This is a genomic window from Microbacterium sp. K35 (assembly GCF_004794375.1).
Classification (GTDB): domain Bacteria; phylum Actinomycetota; class Actinomycetes; order Actinomycetales; family Microbacteriaceae; genus Microbacterium; species Microbacterium sufflavum.
Genome location: NZ_SSDM01000197.1, coordinates 1 through 16,643, shown reverse-complemented (window position 1 = coordinate 16,643; position 16,643 = coordinate 1). Strand labels below are relative to the sequence as shown.

Annotated in this window: 13 protein-coding genes; all 13 read left to right on the top strand. The window is 70.7% G+C overall.

Going from position 1 to position 16,643, the window contains the following annotated elements; all coding sequences use genetic code 11:
• Window positions 1-2,805, top strand: a 2,805-nt coding sequence (locus tag DW299_RS07585) for a DEAD/DEAH box helicase (protein WP_136036229.1), incomplete at its 5' end; no start/stop codon positions are given.
• A 79-nt stretch (window positions 2,806-2,884) separates the two neighbouring features.
• Window positions 2,885-4,462, top strand: a complete 1,578-nt coding sequence (locus DW299_RS07580) for a Rieske 2Fe-2S domain-containing protein (RefSeq protein ID WP_136033683.1) — start codon at window positions 2,885-2,887, stop codon at window positions 4,460-4,462.
• A gap of 83 nt (window positions 4,463-4,545) precedes the next feature.
• Complete coding sequence (gene pyrR / locus DW299_RS07575; RefSeq protein WP_136036228.1) at window positions 4,546-5,076, top strand: bifunctional pyr operon transcriptional regulator/uracil phosphoribosyltransferase PyrR; 531 nt, start codon at window positions 4,546-4,548, stop codon at window positions 5,074-5,076.
• Window positions 5,073-6,038 carry an aspartate carbamoyltransferase catalytic subunit gene (locus DW299_RS07570; protein ID WP_136033687.1) on the top strand — a complete coding sequence of 322 codons (966 nt, stop codon included), beginning with the start codon at window positions 5,073-5,075 and terminating at the stop codon, window positions 6,036-6,038. Before pyrR ends, DW299_RS07570 begins: the two co-directional genes overlap by 4 nt.
• Window positions 6,035-7,339, top strand: coding sequence for a dihydroorotase (locus DW299_RS07565; protein WP_136036227.1), 1,305 nt, complete (start codon window positions 6,035-6,037; stop codon window positions 7,337-7,339). Before DW299_RS07570 ends, DW299_RS07565 begins: the two co-directional genes overlap by 4 nt.
• A complete protein-coding gene (locus DW299_RS07560; RefSeq protein ID WP_136033690.1) occupies window positions 7,336-7,848 on the top strand; it encodes a PH-like domain-containing protein in 513 nt (170 codons plus the stop codon). Before DW299_RS07565 ends, DW299_RS07560 begins: the two co-directional genes overlap by 4 nt.
• Entirely contained in the window at window positions 7,845-9,023 is a 1,179-nt protein-coding gene (carA, locus tag DW299_RS07555; RefSeq protein ID WP_136033692.1) for a glutamine-hydrolyzing carbamoyl-phosphate synthase small subunit, read from the top strand. Before DW299_RS07560 ends, carA begins: the two co-directional genes overlap by 4 nt.
• Window positions 9,023-12,310, top strand: coding sequence for a carbamoyl-phosphate synthase large subunit (gene carB, locus DW299_RS07550; protein WP_136036226.1), 3,288 nt, complete (start codon window positions 9,023-9,025; stop codon window positions 12,308-12,310). The genes carA and carB overlap by 1 nt, the downstream gene beginning before the upstream one ends.
• On the top strand, window positions 12,307-13,152 hold the full coding sequence (gene pyrF / locus DW299_RS07545) for an orotidine-5'-phosphate decarboxylase (RefSeq protein WP_136036225.1): 846 nt from the start codon (window positions 12,307-12,309) through the stop codon (window positions 13,150-13,152). The genes carB and pyrF overlap by 4 nt, the downstream gene beginning before the upstream one ends.
• On the top strand, window positions 13,145-14,056 hold the full coding sequence (gene gmk / locus DW299_RS07540; RefSeq protein WP_136033697.1) for a guanylate kinase: 912 nt from the start codon (window positions 13,145-13,147) through the stop codon (window positions 14,054-14,056). Before pyrF ends, gmk begins: the two co-directional genes overlap by 8 nt.
• A gap of 69 nt (window positions 14,057-14,125) precedes the next feature.
• Window positions 14,126-14,380: a DNA-directed RNA polymerase subunit omega gene (gene rpoZ / locus DW299_RS07535; RefSeq protein WP_025103490.1), complete on the top strand. Its 255-nt coding sequence runs from the start codon at window positions 14,126-14,128 to the stop codon at window positions 14,378-14,380.
• Between the two features lie 88 nt (window positions 14,381-14,468).
• Window positions 14,469-15,662: a methionine adenosyltransferase gene (gene metK / locus DW299_RS07530; RefSeq protein ID WP_136033699.1), complete on the top strand. Its 1,194-nt coding sequence runs from the start codon at window positions 14,469-14,471 to the stop codon at window positions 15,660-15,662.
• Between the two features lie 16 nt (window positions 15,663-15,678).
• Window positions 15,679-16,643: primosomal protein N' family DNA-binding protein (locus DW299_RS07525; RefSeq protein WP_446724790.1), on the top strand; the 965-nt coding region annotated here is incomplete at its 3' end.

The window sequence follows — 16,643 nt, the reverse complement described above, 5'->3', positions numbered from 1 at the left end:
CGACCCCAGCGCACCGCGACGCCGCGCGACGTGGCGAAGGGGACCGGTGAGCTGCTGCTCGGCATCCGTCCCCTGGAGCGCAGCGCCGCGACCGGCGCGTGGGTGCTCGGCGCCGCCACCTGGGACGCGGTTCGTCGCGCGCCGGACGAATACGGACGTGAGCGCTCTCGATGGTTCGCCGATCTGCTCAGCATCGCCAGGGACAGTCTGCTGTCCGGCACGGCGGGCGACTGGCTGGTCGCGGACCTGATCGAGTCGAGCCTGCTGTGGGGACACCTCAGGGTGGCCGGCGCACTCGGCATCCCCCTGGTCGCGACGCAGAAGTCCACGACCGTGGCGATCGCGGAGTCCGCGTCGGTCGAGGCCACCGTGGCTCGGGCCGACGACGGGACGCTGGTGGTGCGTCCTGCCATCACGCTCGACGGACGCGCGGTCGAGCCCGACTCCGTGCATCCGATCGGTCGCACGGGGCTCTACGCGGTCGACCAGTCGGGGGCGCGGCTGCACGTGACGCTCGCGGAGTCTCCGGTGGCCGAACCGCTGCGACCCCTCCTCCTCGCGCCGGGCGGCCTCACCGTGGCGGCGGCCGACGAGGAGGTGTTCCTCCGCGACGCCTACCCGGTGCTGGCACGGCGGGTACCGACCCGTGGGCTCGGACGGATGCGGCTTCCGGAGCTGCCCGCGCCGGAGCCCGTGCTGCGCCTCTCGTTCCGCCGCGGGGACACGGTGGCTTACGCGTTCGAGTGGGACTACCGCGGCTTCGGGCGCGTGCCGTTCGCCCCCGGACCGCAGGCGGTGCGGGATCTGCGGGCGGAGAGTGCGGCGGGGCACGACCTCGCCGCGCGGTGGGCCGAGCTGATCGGGGAGCCGTTCGCCGCGGAGGGGGCCTTCCACGACGTCGAGGCGGCGGAGTTCGTCACCAGGGCCGTGCCGGCGCTGGAGGCGGAGGGCGTGACCGTGGTCGTCGACGGTCGCCGGAAGACGTATCGCGAACTGTCGGGCGAGCCCGAGATCACCGTGAGCACGGTCGAGTCCACCGATCCGGACTGGTTCGACCTGGGCGTCCTGGTGCGCATCGACGGACGCACGATCCCGTTCGAGCCGCTCTTCACCGCGATGAGCAGGGGTCGCAGGAAGCTCCTGCTCGTCGACGGCACCTACTTCTCGCTGAACCATCCGGCGCTCGATCGACTCCGTGAGCTGATCGACGAGGCGGGCGACCTCGACGAATGGGAGACGGGGCCGCGCCTCAGCCGCCACCAGATCGACCTGTGGGAGGAGTTCGAGGACCTCGCGGACGAGGCCGTGCCCGCCGTGAGCTGGCGCGCGACGGCCGACGGCCTGCGCGGGGCGGCGGGGGTGCCCCCGGTCCCGGTGCCGTCCGGCGTCCGGGCGCAGTTGCGGCCGTATCAGCAGCAGGGGCTCGACTGGCTGGCGTTCCTCTGGGGACACCGGCTGGGCGGCATCCTCGCCGACGACATGGGCCTCGGCAAGACGCTGCAGCTGCTCGCGCTCGTCGCTCACACCCGCGAGGCGGGAGAGACGCGCCCCTTCCTCGTGGTCGTCCCGACCTCGGTGCTGCCGACGTGGCTGAGCGAGGCCGCGAAGTTCACCCCGGGGCTCCGCGTCGCCGCCAGGTCCACCTCGTCCGGGCCGTCGCTGTCGACGGTCGCCGCGGGCGCGGACCTGGTGGTCACGACGTACGCGGTCGCGCGGATCGACGCGGAGGCCTTCGCCGGGGTGACCTGGGCCGGCCTGATCCTCGACGAGGCTCAGTTTGTGAAGAACCCGGCCACCAAGCTGCACCGGGCCGTCGCGAGCTTTCCCGCCGATGTGACGTTCGCGGTGACGGGCACCCCGCTCGAGAACAGTCTCAGCGAGCTGTGGGCGCTGCTGAAGCTCACCGCTCCCGGGCTCTTCGCGTCGGCGCGGAAGTTCCGGGAGCAGTACATCCAGCCGATCGAGCAGGGCAAGGTCCCGGAGAACGCGGAGGGCGGCGAGTACCGCGCGCGTCGCCTGGCCCGCCTCCGCCGGCGGATCCGGCCGCTGCTGCTGCGGCGTACGAAGGAGCTGGTGGCGGCCGACCTCCCTCCGAAGCAGGAGCAGGTGCTCGAGGTGGAGCTCAGCGCGGCGCACCGGTCGCTGTACGAGACGGTGCTGCAGCGGGAGCGCCAGAAGGTGCTGGGGCTCCTCGAGGACCTCGACCGCAACCGTTTCATCGTGTTCCGTTCGCTCACGCTGCTGCGGATGCTCAGCCTCGCACCAGGACTGGTCGACCCCGCGGACGCCCGGATCGGCTCGCGCAAGCTCGACGTGCTGCTGGAACGCGTGGTCGAGCTCCAGGCGGAGGGCCACCGCGCCCTGGTGTTCAGCCAGTTCACGTCCTTCCTCGACCTCGCGGCGGAGCGACTCGCGGCTGCCGGGATCCCCTACGCCCACCTCGACGGTGCGACGCGGCGACGGGATGCGGTGGTCGAGGGCTTCCGGACGGGCGAGCAGCCGGTCTTCCTGATCAGCCTGAAGGCGGGCGGGTTCGGTCTGACGCTCATCGAGGCCGACTACGTGTTCCTCCTCGACCCGTGGTGGAACCCGGCCGCCGAGGCGCAGGCCGTCGACCGCACGCATCGCATCGGCCAGCCGAGCCAGGTGTTCGTCTACCGGATGATCGCGACCGGCACGATCGAGGAGAAGGTGCTCGCCCTGCAGCGGCGCAAGGCCCGGCTCTTCACCGCCGTGCTCGACGACGATGCCCTGTTCGCGCAGTCGCTCTCGGCCGACGACATCCGCGGGCTCTTCGAGGCCTGAGGGTTATCTCCGGCTCGTCCGACCGGTCGCCCAGGGACACCTCGGTACAATCGAACGGTTCATCTTCGAGAGGAATGCAATGCGGATCACGGGACTCGGCCACGCCGGGATGTTCATCGAGACGGTCGGCGGGAACATCATCTGCGACCCGGTCCTCGGGCCCTCGTTCTTCGGCTCCTGGTTCCCGTTCCCCGACAACCGCGCGCTCGACTGGGAGCGATTCGGCCGCGAGGCGGACTTCCTGTACATCTCGCACCGGCACCGCGACCACTTCGACCCCGCCCTCCTGGAGCGGTACATCCGCAAGGACATCGAGGTGCTGCTGCCGGAGTATCCGATCGACGACCTGGAGCAGGACATCCGGGCGCTCGGGTATACGAACATCACCTACGCGCCTGCGGGCGAGATCATCCAGCGCGGTGATCTCAAGCTGATGATCACCCCGCTGCGGGCGCCGAGCGACGGCCCGATCGGCGACTCCTCGCTGAGCGTCGACGACGGCACGGGCTCGATGCTCAACCAGAACGACTCGCACCCTCTCGACCTCGAGAAGCTGCTGCACTTCGGCAAGCCGGATGCCTACTTCACGCAGGTCTCCGGCGCGATCTGGTGGCCGATGGTGTACGACCTGCCGCTCGACGCGAAGCAGAACTTCGCCCGGCTCAAGCGCGAGGCCCAGAACAAGCGGGCGATGTACTACATCGACAAGGTCGACGCCCCGCACGTGTTCCCGATGGCCGGTCCGCCGATGTTCCTGCGCGACGACCTGTTCGACTTCAACGGCACGGGCCGCAACGGCGAGTCGATCTTCACGGATCAGAAGCAGTTCCTGGCGCATATGAAGGAGCTGTCGCCGCAGTACGACGGCCAGCTGTTCATCCCCGGCACGGTCGTCACGATCGACGGCGGCGAGGTCACGACCGCGCAGACCCTGTACACCGAGGCCGAGATCAGCCGCATGTTCGACGACAAGTGGGACTACCTGGAGGAGCAGCGGGCGTCGCGACAGCAGGAGATCCGCGACGAGGAAGCTTCCCGCGCGGAGATCATCCCGCCCGCCGAGATGCTCGAGGCCCTCAAGAACTGGTGGGAGCCGCTGCTGAAGAAGTCGCGCACGATCCGACTCGGCGTGGGCGGCCACGTGCGGTTCCGCATCGGCGAGCTCGACATGGTGGTGGACTTCCCGCGTGCCAAGGTCCGCGAGTACGCGGGGGAGGAGTGCGTCTACTGGTACACGATCCCCGCCGACCTCGTCTCGACCAACATCCGTGATCACGAGATTGACTGGTCGAACTCGATCTTCCTGTCGATGCAGTTCTCCGTGGGCCGCAGCGGCAAGTTCAACGAGTTCCTCACCACGTTCCTCAAGTGCCTGTCGGTGGACCGCATCGAGTACGTCGAGAACTGGTACCAGGAGCAGACCGACCAGACCGAAGACGCCGAGGTGGGCGACTGGGTGGTGCAGCGCCGGTGTCCGCACCTGCGCGCCGACCTGACCCGCACCGGCTCGGTCGACGAGGACGGCGTCCTGACGTGCAGCATGCACGACTGGAAGTGGGATCTGAAGACGGGGCGGTGCCTCTCCACGAGCGGCCACCCGATCCGCGCCCGCAAGATCGACGACGTCACCGACGCCGTGCTCCAGGAGGCGAGCTGAGCGGACGCGGTCTCCCGCTCCGATAGACTGACATCGCAAGCAACCTTTAACACCGTCCTGTGAGGCGGAGAAGGGAGCGGCTGATGAGCGTGCGCACTGTGCTGCACCAAGCCGACATCTCACGAGCGCTGACCCGGATCGCGCACGAGATCCTCGAGTCGAATCGAGGCGCCGACGGCCTCGTCCTCCTCGGGATCCCGACCCGCGGCGTCACCCTGGGGCATCGCCTCGGCACCCTGATCAGTGAGATCGCGCAGGTCTCCGTCCCCGTCGGCTCGCTCGACGTCACGCTCTTCCGCGACGATCTGGCCAAGCACCCGACGCGGTCCCCGCAGCCGACCGAGATCCCGGCCGGCGGCATCGATGGGAAGACCGTGGTGCTGGTCGACGACGTCCTCTTCTCCGGTCGCAGCATCCGTGCCGCGCTGGACGCCATCCAGTCGATCGGCCGCCCGAGCGCCGTGCGCCTGGCGATCCTCGTCGACCGCGGTCACCGCGAGCTCCCGATCCGACCCGACTTCGTCGGCAAGAACATCCCGTCCGCCCGCACCGAGCGCGTGAACGTCCGTCTGTTCGAGACGGACGGCGCCGAGGAGGTGACCATCGGCGAATGAGGCACCTCCTGGACACCCGCACCCTCGACCGCGCCACGGCGCTGCGCATCCTCGATGTCGCGGAGGACATGTCGGACACGCAGTCGCGCGAGGTCAAGAAGCTCCCGACGCTGCGTGGCAAGACGGTCGTCAACCTCTTCTTCGAGGACTCGACCCGCACCCGGATCTCGTTCGAGGCCGCGGCCAAGCGGCTCTCCGCCGACGTGATCAACTTCGCCGCGAAGGGCTCCAGCGTCTCCAAGGGCGAGAGCCTCAAGGACACGGCGCAGACCCTGGAGGCGATCGGCGCCGATGCGGTCGTCGTCCGTCACCCCGGCTCGGGCGCCCCGCAGACCCTCGCGACGAGCGGTTGGATCTCTGCGGGCGTCGTCAACGCGGGTGATGGCACGCACGAGCACCCGACGCAGGCACTGCTCGACGCGTTCACGATCCGCAAGCGCCGCTATGGCGCGGACAGCCGTGGACGCGACCTGACCGGGCTCCGCGTCACGATCGTCGGCGACGTGCTGCACTCGCGGGTCGCGCGCTCGAACGTGTGGCTGCTGACGACCCTGGGCGCCGAGGTCACGCTGGTCTCGCCGCCGACGCTGGTGCCGCAGAACGTGTCGCTCTGGCCGGTCCGGGTCGTCTACGACCTCGACGAGGCGCTGGCGGCCGGGCCGGACGCGGTCATGATGCTGCGGATCCAGCTGGAGCGCATGAACGCCGCGTATTTCCCGACTGAGCGGGAGTATTCGCGCCGGTGGGGTCTGGACGCACGGCGTGTGGCCGCTCTTCCGGCCGGTAGCATTGTGATGCACCCCGGACCCATGAACCGGGGGCTGGAGATCTCCTCCGAAGCAGCCGATTCCCCCCGCTCGACGGTGCTGGAACAGGTCTCGAACGGGGTCTCCGTGCGGATGGCTGTGCTGTACCTGCTGCTGGCGGGCGAACGAGACGACGAACGAGGGGGAGACCTGTGAGTGAGACCCTCGTCATCACCGGTGCACGGCTGCTCGGCGCGGAGAGCGCCGACCTGATCATCGAGGACGGCCGGATCGCCGAGATCGGCTCCGGGCTCAGCCGTGCCGGCGCGCGCGTGATCGATGCCGGCGGCCTCATCGCCCTGCCGGGGCTGGTCGACCTGCACACGCATCTGCGCGAGCCCGGATACGAGGCGTCGGAGACGATCCTCAGCGGCACCCGCGCGGCGGCGGCCGGTGGCTTCACGGCCGTGTTCGCGATGCCGAACACGTCGCCCGTGGCCGACACGGCCGGCGTCGTCGAGCAGGAGCTGGCCCTCGGCGAGGCTGCGGGCTACGCCACGGTGCAGCCGATCGGCGCGGTCACGGTGGGCCAGAAGGGCGAGCGCCTCGCCGAGCTCGGCGCCATGGCGACCTCGCGTGCGCAGGTGCGGGTGTTCAGCGATGACGGCTTCTGCGTGTGGGACCCGCTGATCATGCGCCGCGCGTTGGAGTACGTGAAGTCTTTCGGCGGTGTGATCGCCCAGCATGCCCAGGACCCCCGCCTGACCGAGGGCGCCCAGATGAACGAGGGCACCGTCTCGGCGGAGCTCGGCCTCACGGGCTGGCCCGCGGTCGCCGAGGAGTCGATCATCGCGCGTGACGTGCTTCTCGCCGAGCACGTCGGCTCGCGCCTGCATGTGTGCCACCTGTCGACGGCCGGCTCGGTCGACATCATCCGCTGGGCCAAGAAGCGCGGCGTGAACGTGACGGCGGAGGTCACTCCGCACCACCTGCTGCTCACCGACGAACTCGTCCGCGGCTATGACGCGCGGTTCAAGGTCAACCCGCCGCTGCGCCGCGAGGAGGATGTCCTCGCGGTGCGGGAGGGCCTCGCCGACGGCACGATCGACATCGTCGCGACCGATCACGCCCCGCACCCGAGCGAGCACAAGGCGTGCGAATGGCCGGCGGCCGCGAACGGCATGGTGGGGCTCGAGAGCGCACTGCGCGTCGTGCACCAGGCCATGGTGCAGACCGGCCTGCTCGACTGGCCGGATGTGGCCCGCGTGATGAGCGCGGCACCCGCGCGCATCGGCGGTCTGGCCGGGCACGGCACCCCGCTCGAGGTCGGGCAGCCGGCGCAGCTCGCGCTGTACGACGCGGCGGTCGACGGCGTGTTCACCGAGGCGGACCTGCGCGGACGCAGCACGAACTCGCCGTACCTCGGCCGCGAACTGCCGGGCCGCGTGCAGTACACGCTGCACGGCGGCGTGCTGACCGTCGACGGCGGAGCTGTCGTCGAGGAGCTCGGCGCATGAGCGCACGGGACCTCGCGGTCGCGATCCTGATCGCCCTCGCGCTGCTGGTGCTGCTCGCGATGCTGTTCGCCTGGCGACGACGAGTGCGGCGCGATGCCGCGTTCACCGCGCCCCTCGGTGTGCCGGAGCACGCGGAGGTGATGCGCCGCGACGAGGTGCTGTACGTGTCGACGACGACGCACGAGCAGCCCCTCGAACGCGTGGCCATCACGCCGCTCGCCTTCCGGGCCCGCGGGGAGCTGGCGGTGACCGACCGCGGCGTCGCGCTGGCCCTCGACGGCGCCCCCACGGTCTTCCTCGCGCGCGACCAGCTCGTCGCGGTCGACCGGGCCACCGTCACGATCGACCGCGTGGTCGAACCGGGCGGCCTCGTCCGCATCGCGTGGCGCGTCGCCGACACGACGATCGTGGACAGCTACCTCCGGCTCACCGGCGGCGATCCCCAGAACCTCATCTCCGACCTGCAGCGGCTCGTCCCCGCTGCCCCCGACACAGGAGCAACGTCATGACCAACCAGACATCCTCCCCGGCGGACTCCCCGTCCCGCCTGCCCGATCCCGCCGTGCTCGTCCTCGAGGACGGCACCCGTCACGCCGGTCGCGCGTACGGCGCCCGCGGCCGCACCCTCGGCGAGGTCGTGTTCGCCACCGGCATGTCGGGATATCAAGAGACCATCACCGACCCCTCGTACGCGGGTCAGATCGTGCTGCAGACGGCGCCGCACATCGGCAACACCGGCATGAACGACGAGGACACCGAGTCGCGCCGCATCTGGGTCGCCGGCTACATCGTCCGCGACCCCTCGCGCGTGGTCTCGAACTGGCGGGCCAACGCCTCCCTCGACGACGTCCTCGTGGAGGACGGCATCGTCGGCATCAGCGGTATCGACACCCGCGCGGTCACGCGCCACATCCGGTCCGCCGGATCCATGCGCGGCGGCATCTTCTCGGGCGACGACGCCGCTCTCGACGCGGAAGAGCAGCTGCGCATCGTGCGGGAGGCCCCCGAGATGACCGGACTCAACCTGTCGGCGCAGGTCTCGGTCGAGAGCGCGACCGTGACCCCGGCGGTGGGGGAGCGCATCGGCAACCTCGCCGTGCTCGACCTCGGCGTGAAGCAGGCGACGATCGACAACCTCGCCGCCCGCGGGTTCGACGTGCACGTGCTCCCGCAGGACGTGAGCATCGACGACATCCGGGCGATCGAGCCGGTGGCGGTGTTCTACTCCAACGGGCCGGGCGACCCGGCCGCCTCGGGCGACCACGTGGAGCTGCTGCGCGCCGTGCTGGACGACGGACTGCCCTTCTTCGGGATCTGCTTCGGCAACCAGCTGCTCGGCCGTGCCCTCGGACTCGGCACCTACAAGCTGCCGTTCGGCCACCGCGGCATCAACCAGCCCGTGCTCGACAAGCAGACGGGCAAGGTCGAGATCACGGCCCACAACCACGGCTTCGCGGTCGAGGCGCCCCTGGAGGGCTCCTTCGACAGCCCGCACGGCTACGGCAAGGTCGAGGTCAGCCACGTCGGCCTCAACGACAACGTCGTGGAGGGTCTGCGCGCCCTCGACATCCCCGCGTTCTCGGTGCAGTACCACCCCGAGGCCGCGGCCGGTCCGCACGACGCCAACTACCTCTTCGACCGCTTCCGCGACATGGTCATCGCGAACAAGAAGGACGCCCAGTAATGCCCAAGCGCGACGACATCTCCTCCGTCCTCGTCATCGGCTCCGGCCCGATCGTCATCGGCCAGGCCTGCGAGTTCGACTACTCCGGCACCCAGGCGTGCCGCGTGCTGCGCGAAGAGGGGGTCAGGGTCATCCTGGTCAACTCCAACCCGGCCACCATCATGACCGACCCCGACTTCGCCGACGCGACCTACATCGAGCCGATCACCCCGGCCGTGATCGAGACGATCATCGCCAAGGAGAAGCCCGACGCGATCCTGCCGACCCTCGGCGGCCAGACCGCCCTCAACGCGGCCATGGCGCTGCACGAGCAGGGGATCCTCGAGAAGTACGGCGTCGAGCTGATCGGCGCGAAGGTCGACGCCATCCGCAAGGGCGAAGACCGCCAGATCTTCAAGGAGCTCGTGCTGGAGGCCGGCGCCGACGTCGCCCGCAGCGTGATCGCGCACACCATGGACGACCTGCTCGCCGGCGCCGAAGAGCTCGGCTATCCGCTCGTCGTGCGGCCGTCGTTCACGATGGGCGGCTTGGGTTCCGGCTTCGCGTACGACGAAGAGGACCTGCGGCGCATCGGCGGTGCGGGTCTGCGTGACTCGCCCACCACCGAGGTGCTCCTGGAGGAGTCGATCCTCGGGTGGAAGGAGTACGAGCTCGAGCTCATGCGCGACACCGCCGACAACACGGTGGTCGTGTGCTCGATCGAGAACGTCGACCCGGTCGGCGTGCACACGGGCGACTCCATCACGGTCGCGCCCGCGCTGACCCTCACCGACCGCGAATACCAGAAGCTGCGCGACATCGGCATCGACATCATCCGCGCGGTCGGCGTCGACACCGGCGGGTGCAACATCCAGTTCGCGGTGAACCCGGAGAACGGGCGCATCATCGTCATCGAGATGAACCCGCGCGTGTCGCGGTCCAGCGCCCTGGCGTCGAAGGCCACCGGCTTCCCGATCGCCAAGCTGGCCGCCAAGCTCGCCCTCGGCTACCGCCTCGACGAGATCCCGAACGACATCACCGGCGTCACCCCGGCCAGCTTCGAGCCCACGCTCGACTATGTCGTCGTCAAGGTGCCGCGCTTCGCGTTCGAGAAGTTCCCGGCCGCCGACGCCACCCTCACCACCACCATGAAGTCGGTGGGCGAGGCGATGGCGATCGGCCGCAACTACGCGACCGCGCTGCAGAAGGCGCTGCGTTCGCTCGAGAAGCGCGGCTCCAGCTTCCACTGGGGCGACGAGCCGCGCAGCGTCGAAGAGCTGCTGGAGGTCGCCAAGACCCCGACCGACGGCCGCATCGTGACGCTGCAGCAGGCGCTGCGCAAGGGCGCGACCATTGAGCAGGCGTTCGAGGCGACGGCGATGGACCCGTGGTTCCTCGACCAGATCGTGCTCATCAACGAGGTCGCCGAGGTGGTGCGCACGGCCCCCGAGCTCGACGCGGCGACCCTGCGCTACGCGAAGGAGCACGGCTTCTCCGACGCGCAGCTCGCCCAGCTGCGCGGCGAGACCGAGGCGGAGATCCGCGGCGTGCGCCACGGCCTCGGCATCCGGCCGGTGTACAAGACGGTCGACACGTGCGCCGGGGAGTTCCCCGCGCTCACGCCGTACCACTACTCCAGCTACGACGCGGAGACCGAGGTGGAGCCCTCCGACCGCACCAAGGTCGTGATCATCGGCTCGGGCCCGAACCGCATCGGGCAGGGCGTCGAGTTCGACTACTCGTGCGTGCACGCCTCGTTCGCGCTGTCGGACGCCGGGTTCGAGACCGTCATGGTCAACTGCAACCCCGAGACCGTGTCCACCGACTACGACACGTCCGACCGGCTCTACTTCGAGCCGCTGACCCTGGAGGACGTCCTGGAGGTGCTCGACGCGGAGGCCGCGAGCGGCACCATCCTCGGCGTGGTCTGCCAGCTCGGCGGCCAGACGCCGCTCGGGCTCGCGAAGGGCATCGAGGCCGCGGGATACACCGTGCTCGGCACCAGCCCCGAGGCGATCGACCTGGCGGAGGAGCGCGAGCTCTTCTCGCGCCTGCTCGACGACGCCGGGCTGCTCGCGCCGCGCAACGGAACGGCGATCGACGTCGAGGGCGCCGTGCGCATCGCGGAGGAGATCGGCTACCCGGTGCTCGTGCGCCCCAGCTTCGTGCTCGGCGGACGCGGCATGGAGATCGTCTACGGCACCGACGCGCTGCGCGACTACTTCGTCCGCACGGCCGGGGAGGTCGTGATCGAGGAGGGCAAGCCCCTCCTGGTCGACCGCTTCCTCGACGACGCGATCGAGCTCGACGTGGATGCGCTCTACGACGGCACTGACCTGTTCATCGGCGGGGTCATGGAGCACCTGGAGGAGGCCGGCATCCACTCCGGTGACTCCAGCTGCACGCTGCCGCCGGTCTCGCTCGGCCGCAGCGACGTCGACCGGGTGCGCGAGGCCACGCTCAAGATCGCCGAGGGCGTCGGCGTCCGGGGCCTGCTGAACGTGCAGTTCGCGATCAGCGCCGGCGTGCTCTACGTGATCGAGGCCAACCCGCGCGCGAGCCGCACCGTTCCGTTCGTGTCGAAGGCGCTCGGCATCCCGATGGCGAAGGCCGCGAGCCGCATCATGGCCGGCTCCACCATCGCCGAGCTGCGGGCCGAGGGCATGCTGCCGGAGCAGGACGGCTCCCGGGTGCCGCTGGACGCCCCGGTCTCGGTCAAGGAGGCCGTGCTGCCGTTCAAACGGTTCCGCACGGCCGACGGCAAGACGGTCGACTCGGTCCTGGGCCCGGAGATGCGCTCGACCGGTGAGGTCATGGGCATCGATCGCGACTTCCCGACCGCGTTCGCGAAGAGCCAGGCCGCGGCGTACGGCGGGATGCCGACCTCCGGCACCGTCTTCATCTCGGTCGCCGACTCCGACAAGCGCGCGGTGATCCTCCCGGCCCACCGGCTGCAGCAGCTCGGCTTCACGATCGTGGCGACCGAGGGCACGGCGGAGATCCTGTCGCGCAACGGCATCGCGGTGACCGTGGTCGAGAAGTACAGCGAGACGCAGGAGTCCGGAGCGCGCAACATCGTCGACCTGATCAACGACGGGGAGATCGACATCGTCGTGAACACGCCGTCCGGTGGGGCGGCGCGCGCGGACGGCTACGAGATCCGCGCGGCCGCCGTCGCCGCCGACAAGGCGCTGTTCACCACCATCGCGGTGCTGGGTGCCGCGGTGAGCGGCATGGACGCGGCCGACGAGGGCTTCCAGGTGAAGAGCCTGCAGGAGTACGCGCGCGACCGGGCGGCCGCGGTATGACCGCACGCTTCGGAGAGCGGGTCCGCGCGGCGCTGGACGCGCACGGACCGCTCTGCGTCGGCATCGACCCCCACGCCGCCCTGCTCGCGGCGTGGGGGCTCTCCGCCGACGCCGCCGGGCTGCGGGAGTTCGGGCTGCGTACCGTCGCCGCCGCGCAGGATCACGTCGGCGTCGTGAAGCCGCAGGTGTCGTTCTTCGAGCGCTACGGATCCGCCGGGATCGCCGCACTGGAGGACGTGATCTCCGCGGCGCGGGCGGCGGAGCTGCTCGTGATCGCCGACGCCAAGCGCGGAGACATCGGGTCGACGATGGACGACTATGCGCAGGCGTGGCTCGCTCCGGGATCGCCACTGGAGGCCGACGCGCTCACCGTGAGCCCTTACCTCGGCGTTGGCGCTCTCGGCGGCGCGTTCGCGCTGGCAGACGAGCACGGCAAGGGCCTGTTCGTCCTCGCGGCGACGAGCAACCCCGAGGCCGCCGACCTGCAGCGCGCGCGGACCGCGTCGGGCGAGACCGTGTCGGCGGCGGTCGTCGCCGAGGTCTCGGCGCGCAACGCGACGAGCACCCCGGCGGGGGAGTGGGGCAGCTTCGGTTTCGTGATCGGCGCCACTCTCGACCTGGCCGCGACCGGGATCGACGCGATCAGCCCGGCGGTGCCGATCCTCGCGCCCGGCTTCGGTGCGCAGGGGGCCGAGCCGGCGGACCTCGGGCGGCGCTTCGGCTCGCTGTCGCCCACCGTGCTCGCGAGCGAGAGCCGCAGCATCCTCTCCGCGGGTCCCGACGACCTGGCCGAGACCATCGCCCGACGTGCCGCCCAGTACCGCGAGGTGACCCGTGCCTGACACCAACCGCACCGTTCCCGAGGTCGACAGGGCCGCCGCCGCCCGCCGTGCGGTCGAGCGCCGCCGGGCCCGCGCCTCGCTCAAGCGCGACCTGACGATGCGTGTGGTGACGCCGCAGGCCGTGCTGCGACGCGCGACCGCCGACCCGGACTCCGTCGAGGGCTCGCTGCGCATCACCGACTTCCTCCTGGCGCTCCCGGCCATCGGTGCCGGCAAGCGCGACCGCGTGCTGGAGGAGCTGCGTATCTCCCCGGTGAAGCGGCTCGGCGGCCTGGGAGCGCGTCAACGACGTGTCCTGGAGGAGTGGCTCGACGGCCGGTTCCCGCCGGCCACGCCGCGCGAGGCCCGCAGTCGCCTGCTGGTGCTGGCCGGGCCGACCGCGGTGGGCAAGGGCACCGTCGCGGCGCACATCCGGGAGAACAACCCCGAGATCCACCTGTCGGTGTCGGCGACGACTAGGGCGCCGCGTCCCGGCGAGATCGACGGCGTGCACTACTACTTCGTCGACGACGCCGAGTTCGACCGCCTGATCGCCGACGGCGAGCTGCTGGAGTACGCCGTGGTGCACAACCGCTCGCGCTACGGCACCCCGCGCGCTCCGATCGATGCGGCGCTGGCCGAGGGCAAGACGGTGCTGCTCGAGATCGACCTGCAGGGCGCACGGCAGGTGCGCGCCGCGGAGCCCTCGGCGACGCTCATCTTCCTGCTTCCTCCGAGCTGGGACGAGCTGGTGCACCGGCTGGTCGGCCGCGGGACGGAGGACGCGGAGGAGCGGGCGCGGCGACTGCGCACCGCGAAGGTCGAGCTGGCCGCGCAGAACGAGTTCGACCACCTCGTCGTGAACGAGGACGTCGCCACCGCCGCTCGCGAGGTCGTAGACTTGTCTACAAGCTCTGCGCGCTGACGCTTTCCTCGCGCGCCCGCAGCACCGTCTTCGCGACGAACCCCGTCGCCTGATCAGGAGGTCCCCCCCATGGCCGGACGCAACAACGGCATCATCGATCCCCCCATCGACAACCTGCTGGAGCGCGTCGACTCCAAGTACGAGCTCGTGATCTACGCGGCCAAGCGCGCACGCCAGATCAACGACTACTACTCCGACCTCCACGAGGGCAACCTGTTCGACAACGTCGGTCCGCTCGTGGACTCGTCCGTCGAGGACAAGCCGCTGACCATCGCGCTGCACGAGATCAACGAGGACAAGCTCCGCCTGCGTCACGCGGAGTGACTCGACGACCGCGCCGCCGCTTCGTCGGTGGCGCGGTCCAGAATGGGTGCCACACCCTCCCCCCGTCCGTCCCCGTTCTGGAGCATCGATGAGCGCGCTGCGTCTGTTCACGTCCGAGTCCGTCACCGAAGGGCACCCGGACAAGATCTGCGACCAGATCTCGGACAGCATCCTCGACGGCCTGCTCGCGAAGGACCCGGGGTCCCGTGTCGCCGTCGAGACGCTCGTCACGACCGGGCTGGTGCACGTCGCCGGAGAGATCCGCACCGACGCCTACGTCGACATCCCGACGATCGTGCGCCAGGTGGTCAACGGCATCGGCTACACATCGTCCGACACCGGGTTCGACGGGGACTCCTGCGGCGTGAGCGTCTCCGTCGGGGAGCAGTCCACCGACATCGCGCACGGCGTCGACAACGCCCAGGAGCACCGTGACGGCACGTCGGTCGATCCGCTCGACGGCCTCGGCGCCGGCGATCAGGGCATCATGTTCGGCTTCGCGACGAACGAGACGCCACAGCTGATGCCGATGGCCGCGTGGACGGCGCACCGCATCGCCGAACGCCTGACCGAGGTGCGCCGCAGCGGCCTGCTGCCGTATCTCCGCCCCGACGGCAAGACCCAGGTCACGCTCGGGTACGACGGCTTCACCCCGAAGACGATCGACGCGGTCGTGCTCTCCACGCAGCATCACCCCGACATCTCGCAGGACGAGCTCAAGGCGCAGGTGCGCGAGCACGTGATTGACCCGGTCCTGGCGACCACGGGCCTCGCGCTCGACGACGTGACCTATTACATCAACCCCGCCGGTCCGTTCGTGACGGGCGGGCCGAAGGGCGACGCGGGCCTCACCGGACGCAAGATCATCATCGACACGTACGGCGGTGCCGCGCGTCACGGTGGCGGCGCGTTCAGCGGCAAGGACCCGTCCAAGGTCGACCGTTCCGGCGCCTACGCCACACGCTGGGTGGCCAAGAACGCCGTGGCGGCGGGACTGGCCGACCGCCTCGAGGTGCAGGTCGCCTATGCGATCGGTGTCGCGCGCCCCGTGGGGCTCTACGTCGAGACGTTCGGCACCGGCCGGGTGTCGGACGAGGTCATCACGCGCGCGATCGAGGAGGTGTTCGACCTGCGCCCGCAGGCGATCATCGAGCAGCTCGACCTGCTGCGCCCGATCTACGCGCAGACCGCGGCGTACGGCCACTTCGGGCGCGAGCTCCCCGACTTCACGTGGGAGCGCACCGACCGCGCCGACGAGCTGCGCCGCGCTGCCGGGCTCTGAGGGGGCCGAGGACCTGATGTCGCCCGAGAGCCGTCGCATCGCGCGCGTGCTCCTCGACTCGCCGCTGCCGCAGCTCGACCGGCTGTTCGACTACGCCCTTCCCGCCGAGCTCGGGCCCGTCGAGCCCGGCGTGCGGGTGAAGGTGCCGCTGCGCACCGCCGGCCGCGTGGTGGACGGTTACGTGGTGGAGGTCGACGTCGAGAGCGACGCGGAACGACCCCTGTCCGAGGTGGAGACCGTGGTGTCGGCGGTCCCGGTGCTGCCCGACCGCCTGTACCGCCTGGCGCGGCGGGTCGCCGACCGTGCCGCGGGCTCGGCGTCCGATGTGCTGCGGCTCGTGATCCCGAAGCGACAGGTGCGCGTGGAGAAGGCCTGGCGCGCCGACGCCCCGGTCGTGGCGCCCGACGCCGAGCAGTCGGCCGAGGCGGAGCGTGTGCTGGCGGCGTACGACGGTCTCGATGCCGTGCTCGACGAGGGAGGCCGCGCCGCGGTCGAGGCCATCCCGCAGCTGGACGACGGCGCACAGGGCTGGGCGCGACTGCTCGCGGCCGCGGCGGCGCGCACTCTCGCCGCGGGACGCTCGACGATCCTCGTGGTGCCCGACCATCGCGACCTCGACCGTCTGCTCGCGGCGCTCGAGGCCGTGGTGCCTCCGGAAGCCGTGGTGCGGCACGACTCGCGCCAGGCGAACCCCGACCGCTACCGGGCGTTCCTGCGGACCCTCGAGGACGCCCCGTGCATCGTGGTGGGCAACCGCTCGGCCGTGTACGCCCCGGTGACGGCGGGCCTGGTGGTCGTGTGGGACGACGGGGACCCGCTGCTCGGCGAGCCGCTCGCCCCCTATGTGCACGCGCGTGATGCGGCGCTGCTGCGGCAGGAGTCGGAGGGCTCCGCGCTGCTGTTCGCCGGGCACACCCGCACGACGGAGGTCGAGCGGCTCGTGGCGCGCGGCTGGCTGCGCGACGTGCGGGCCGGGCGCCA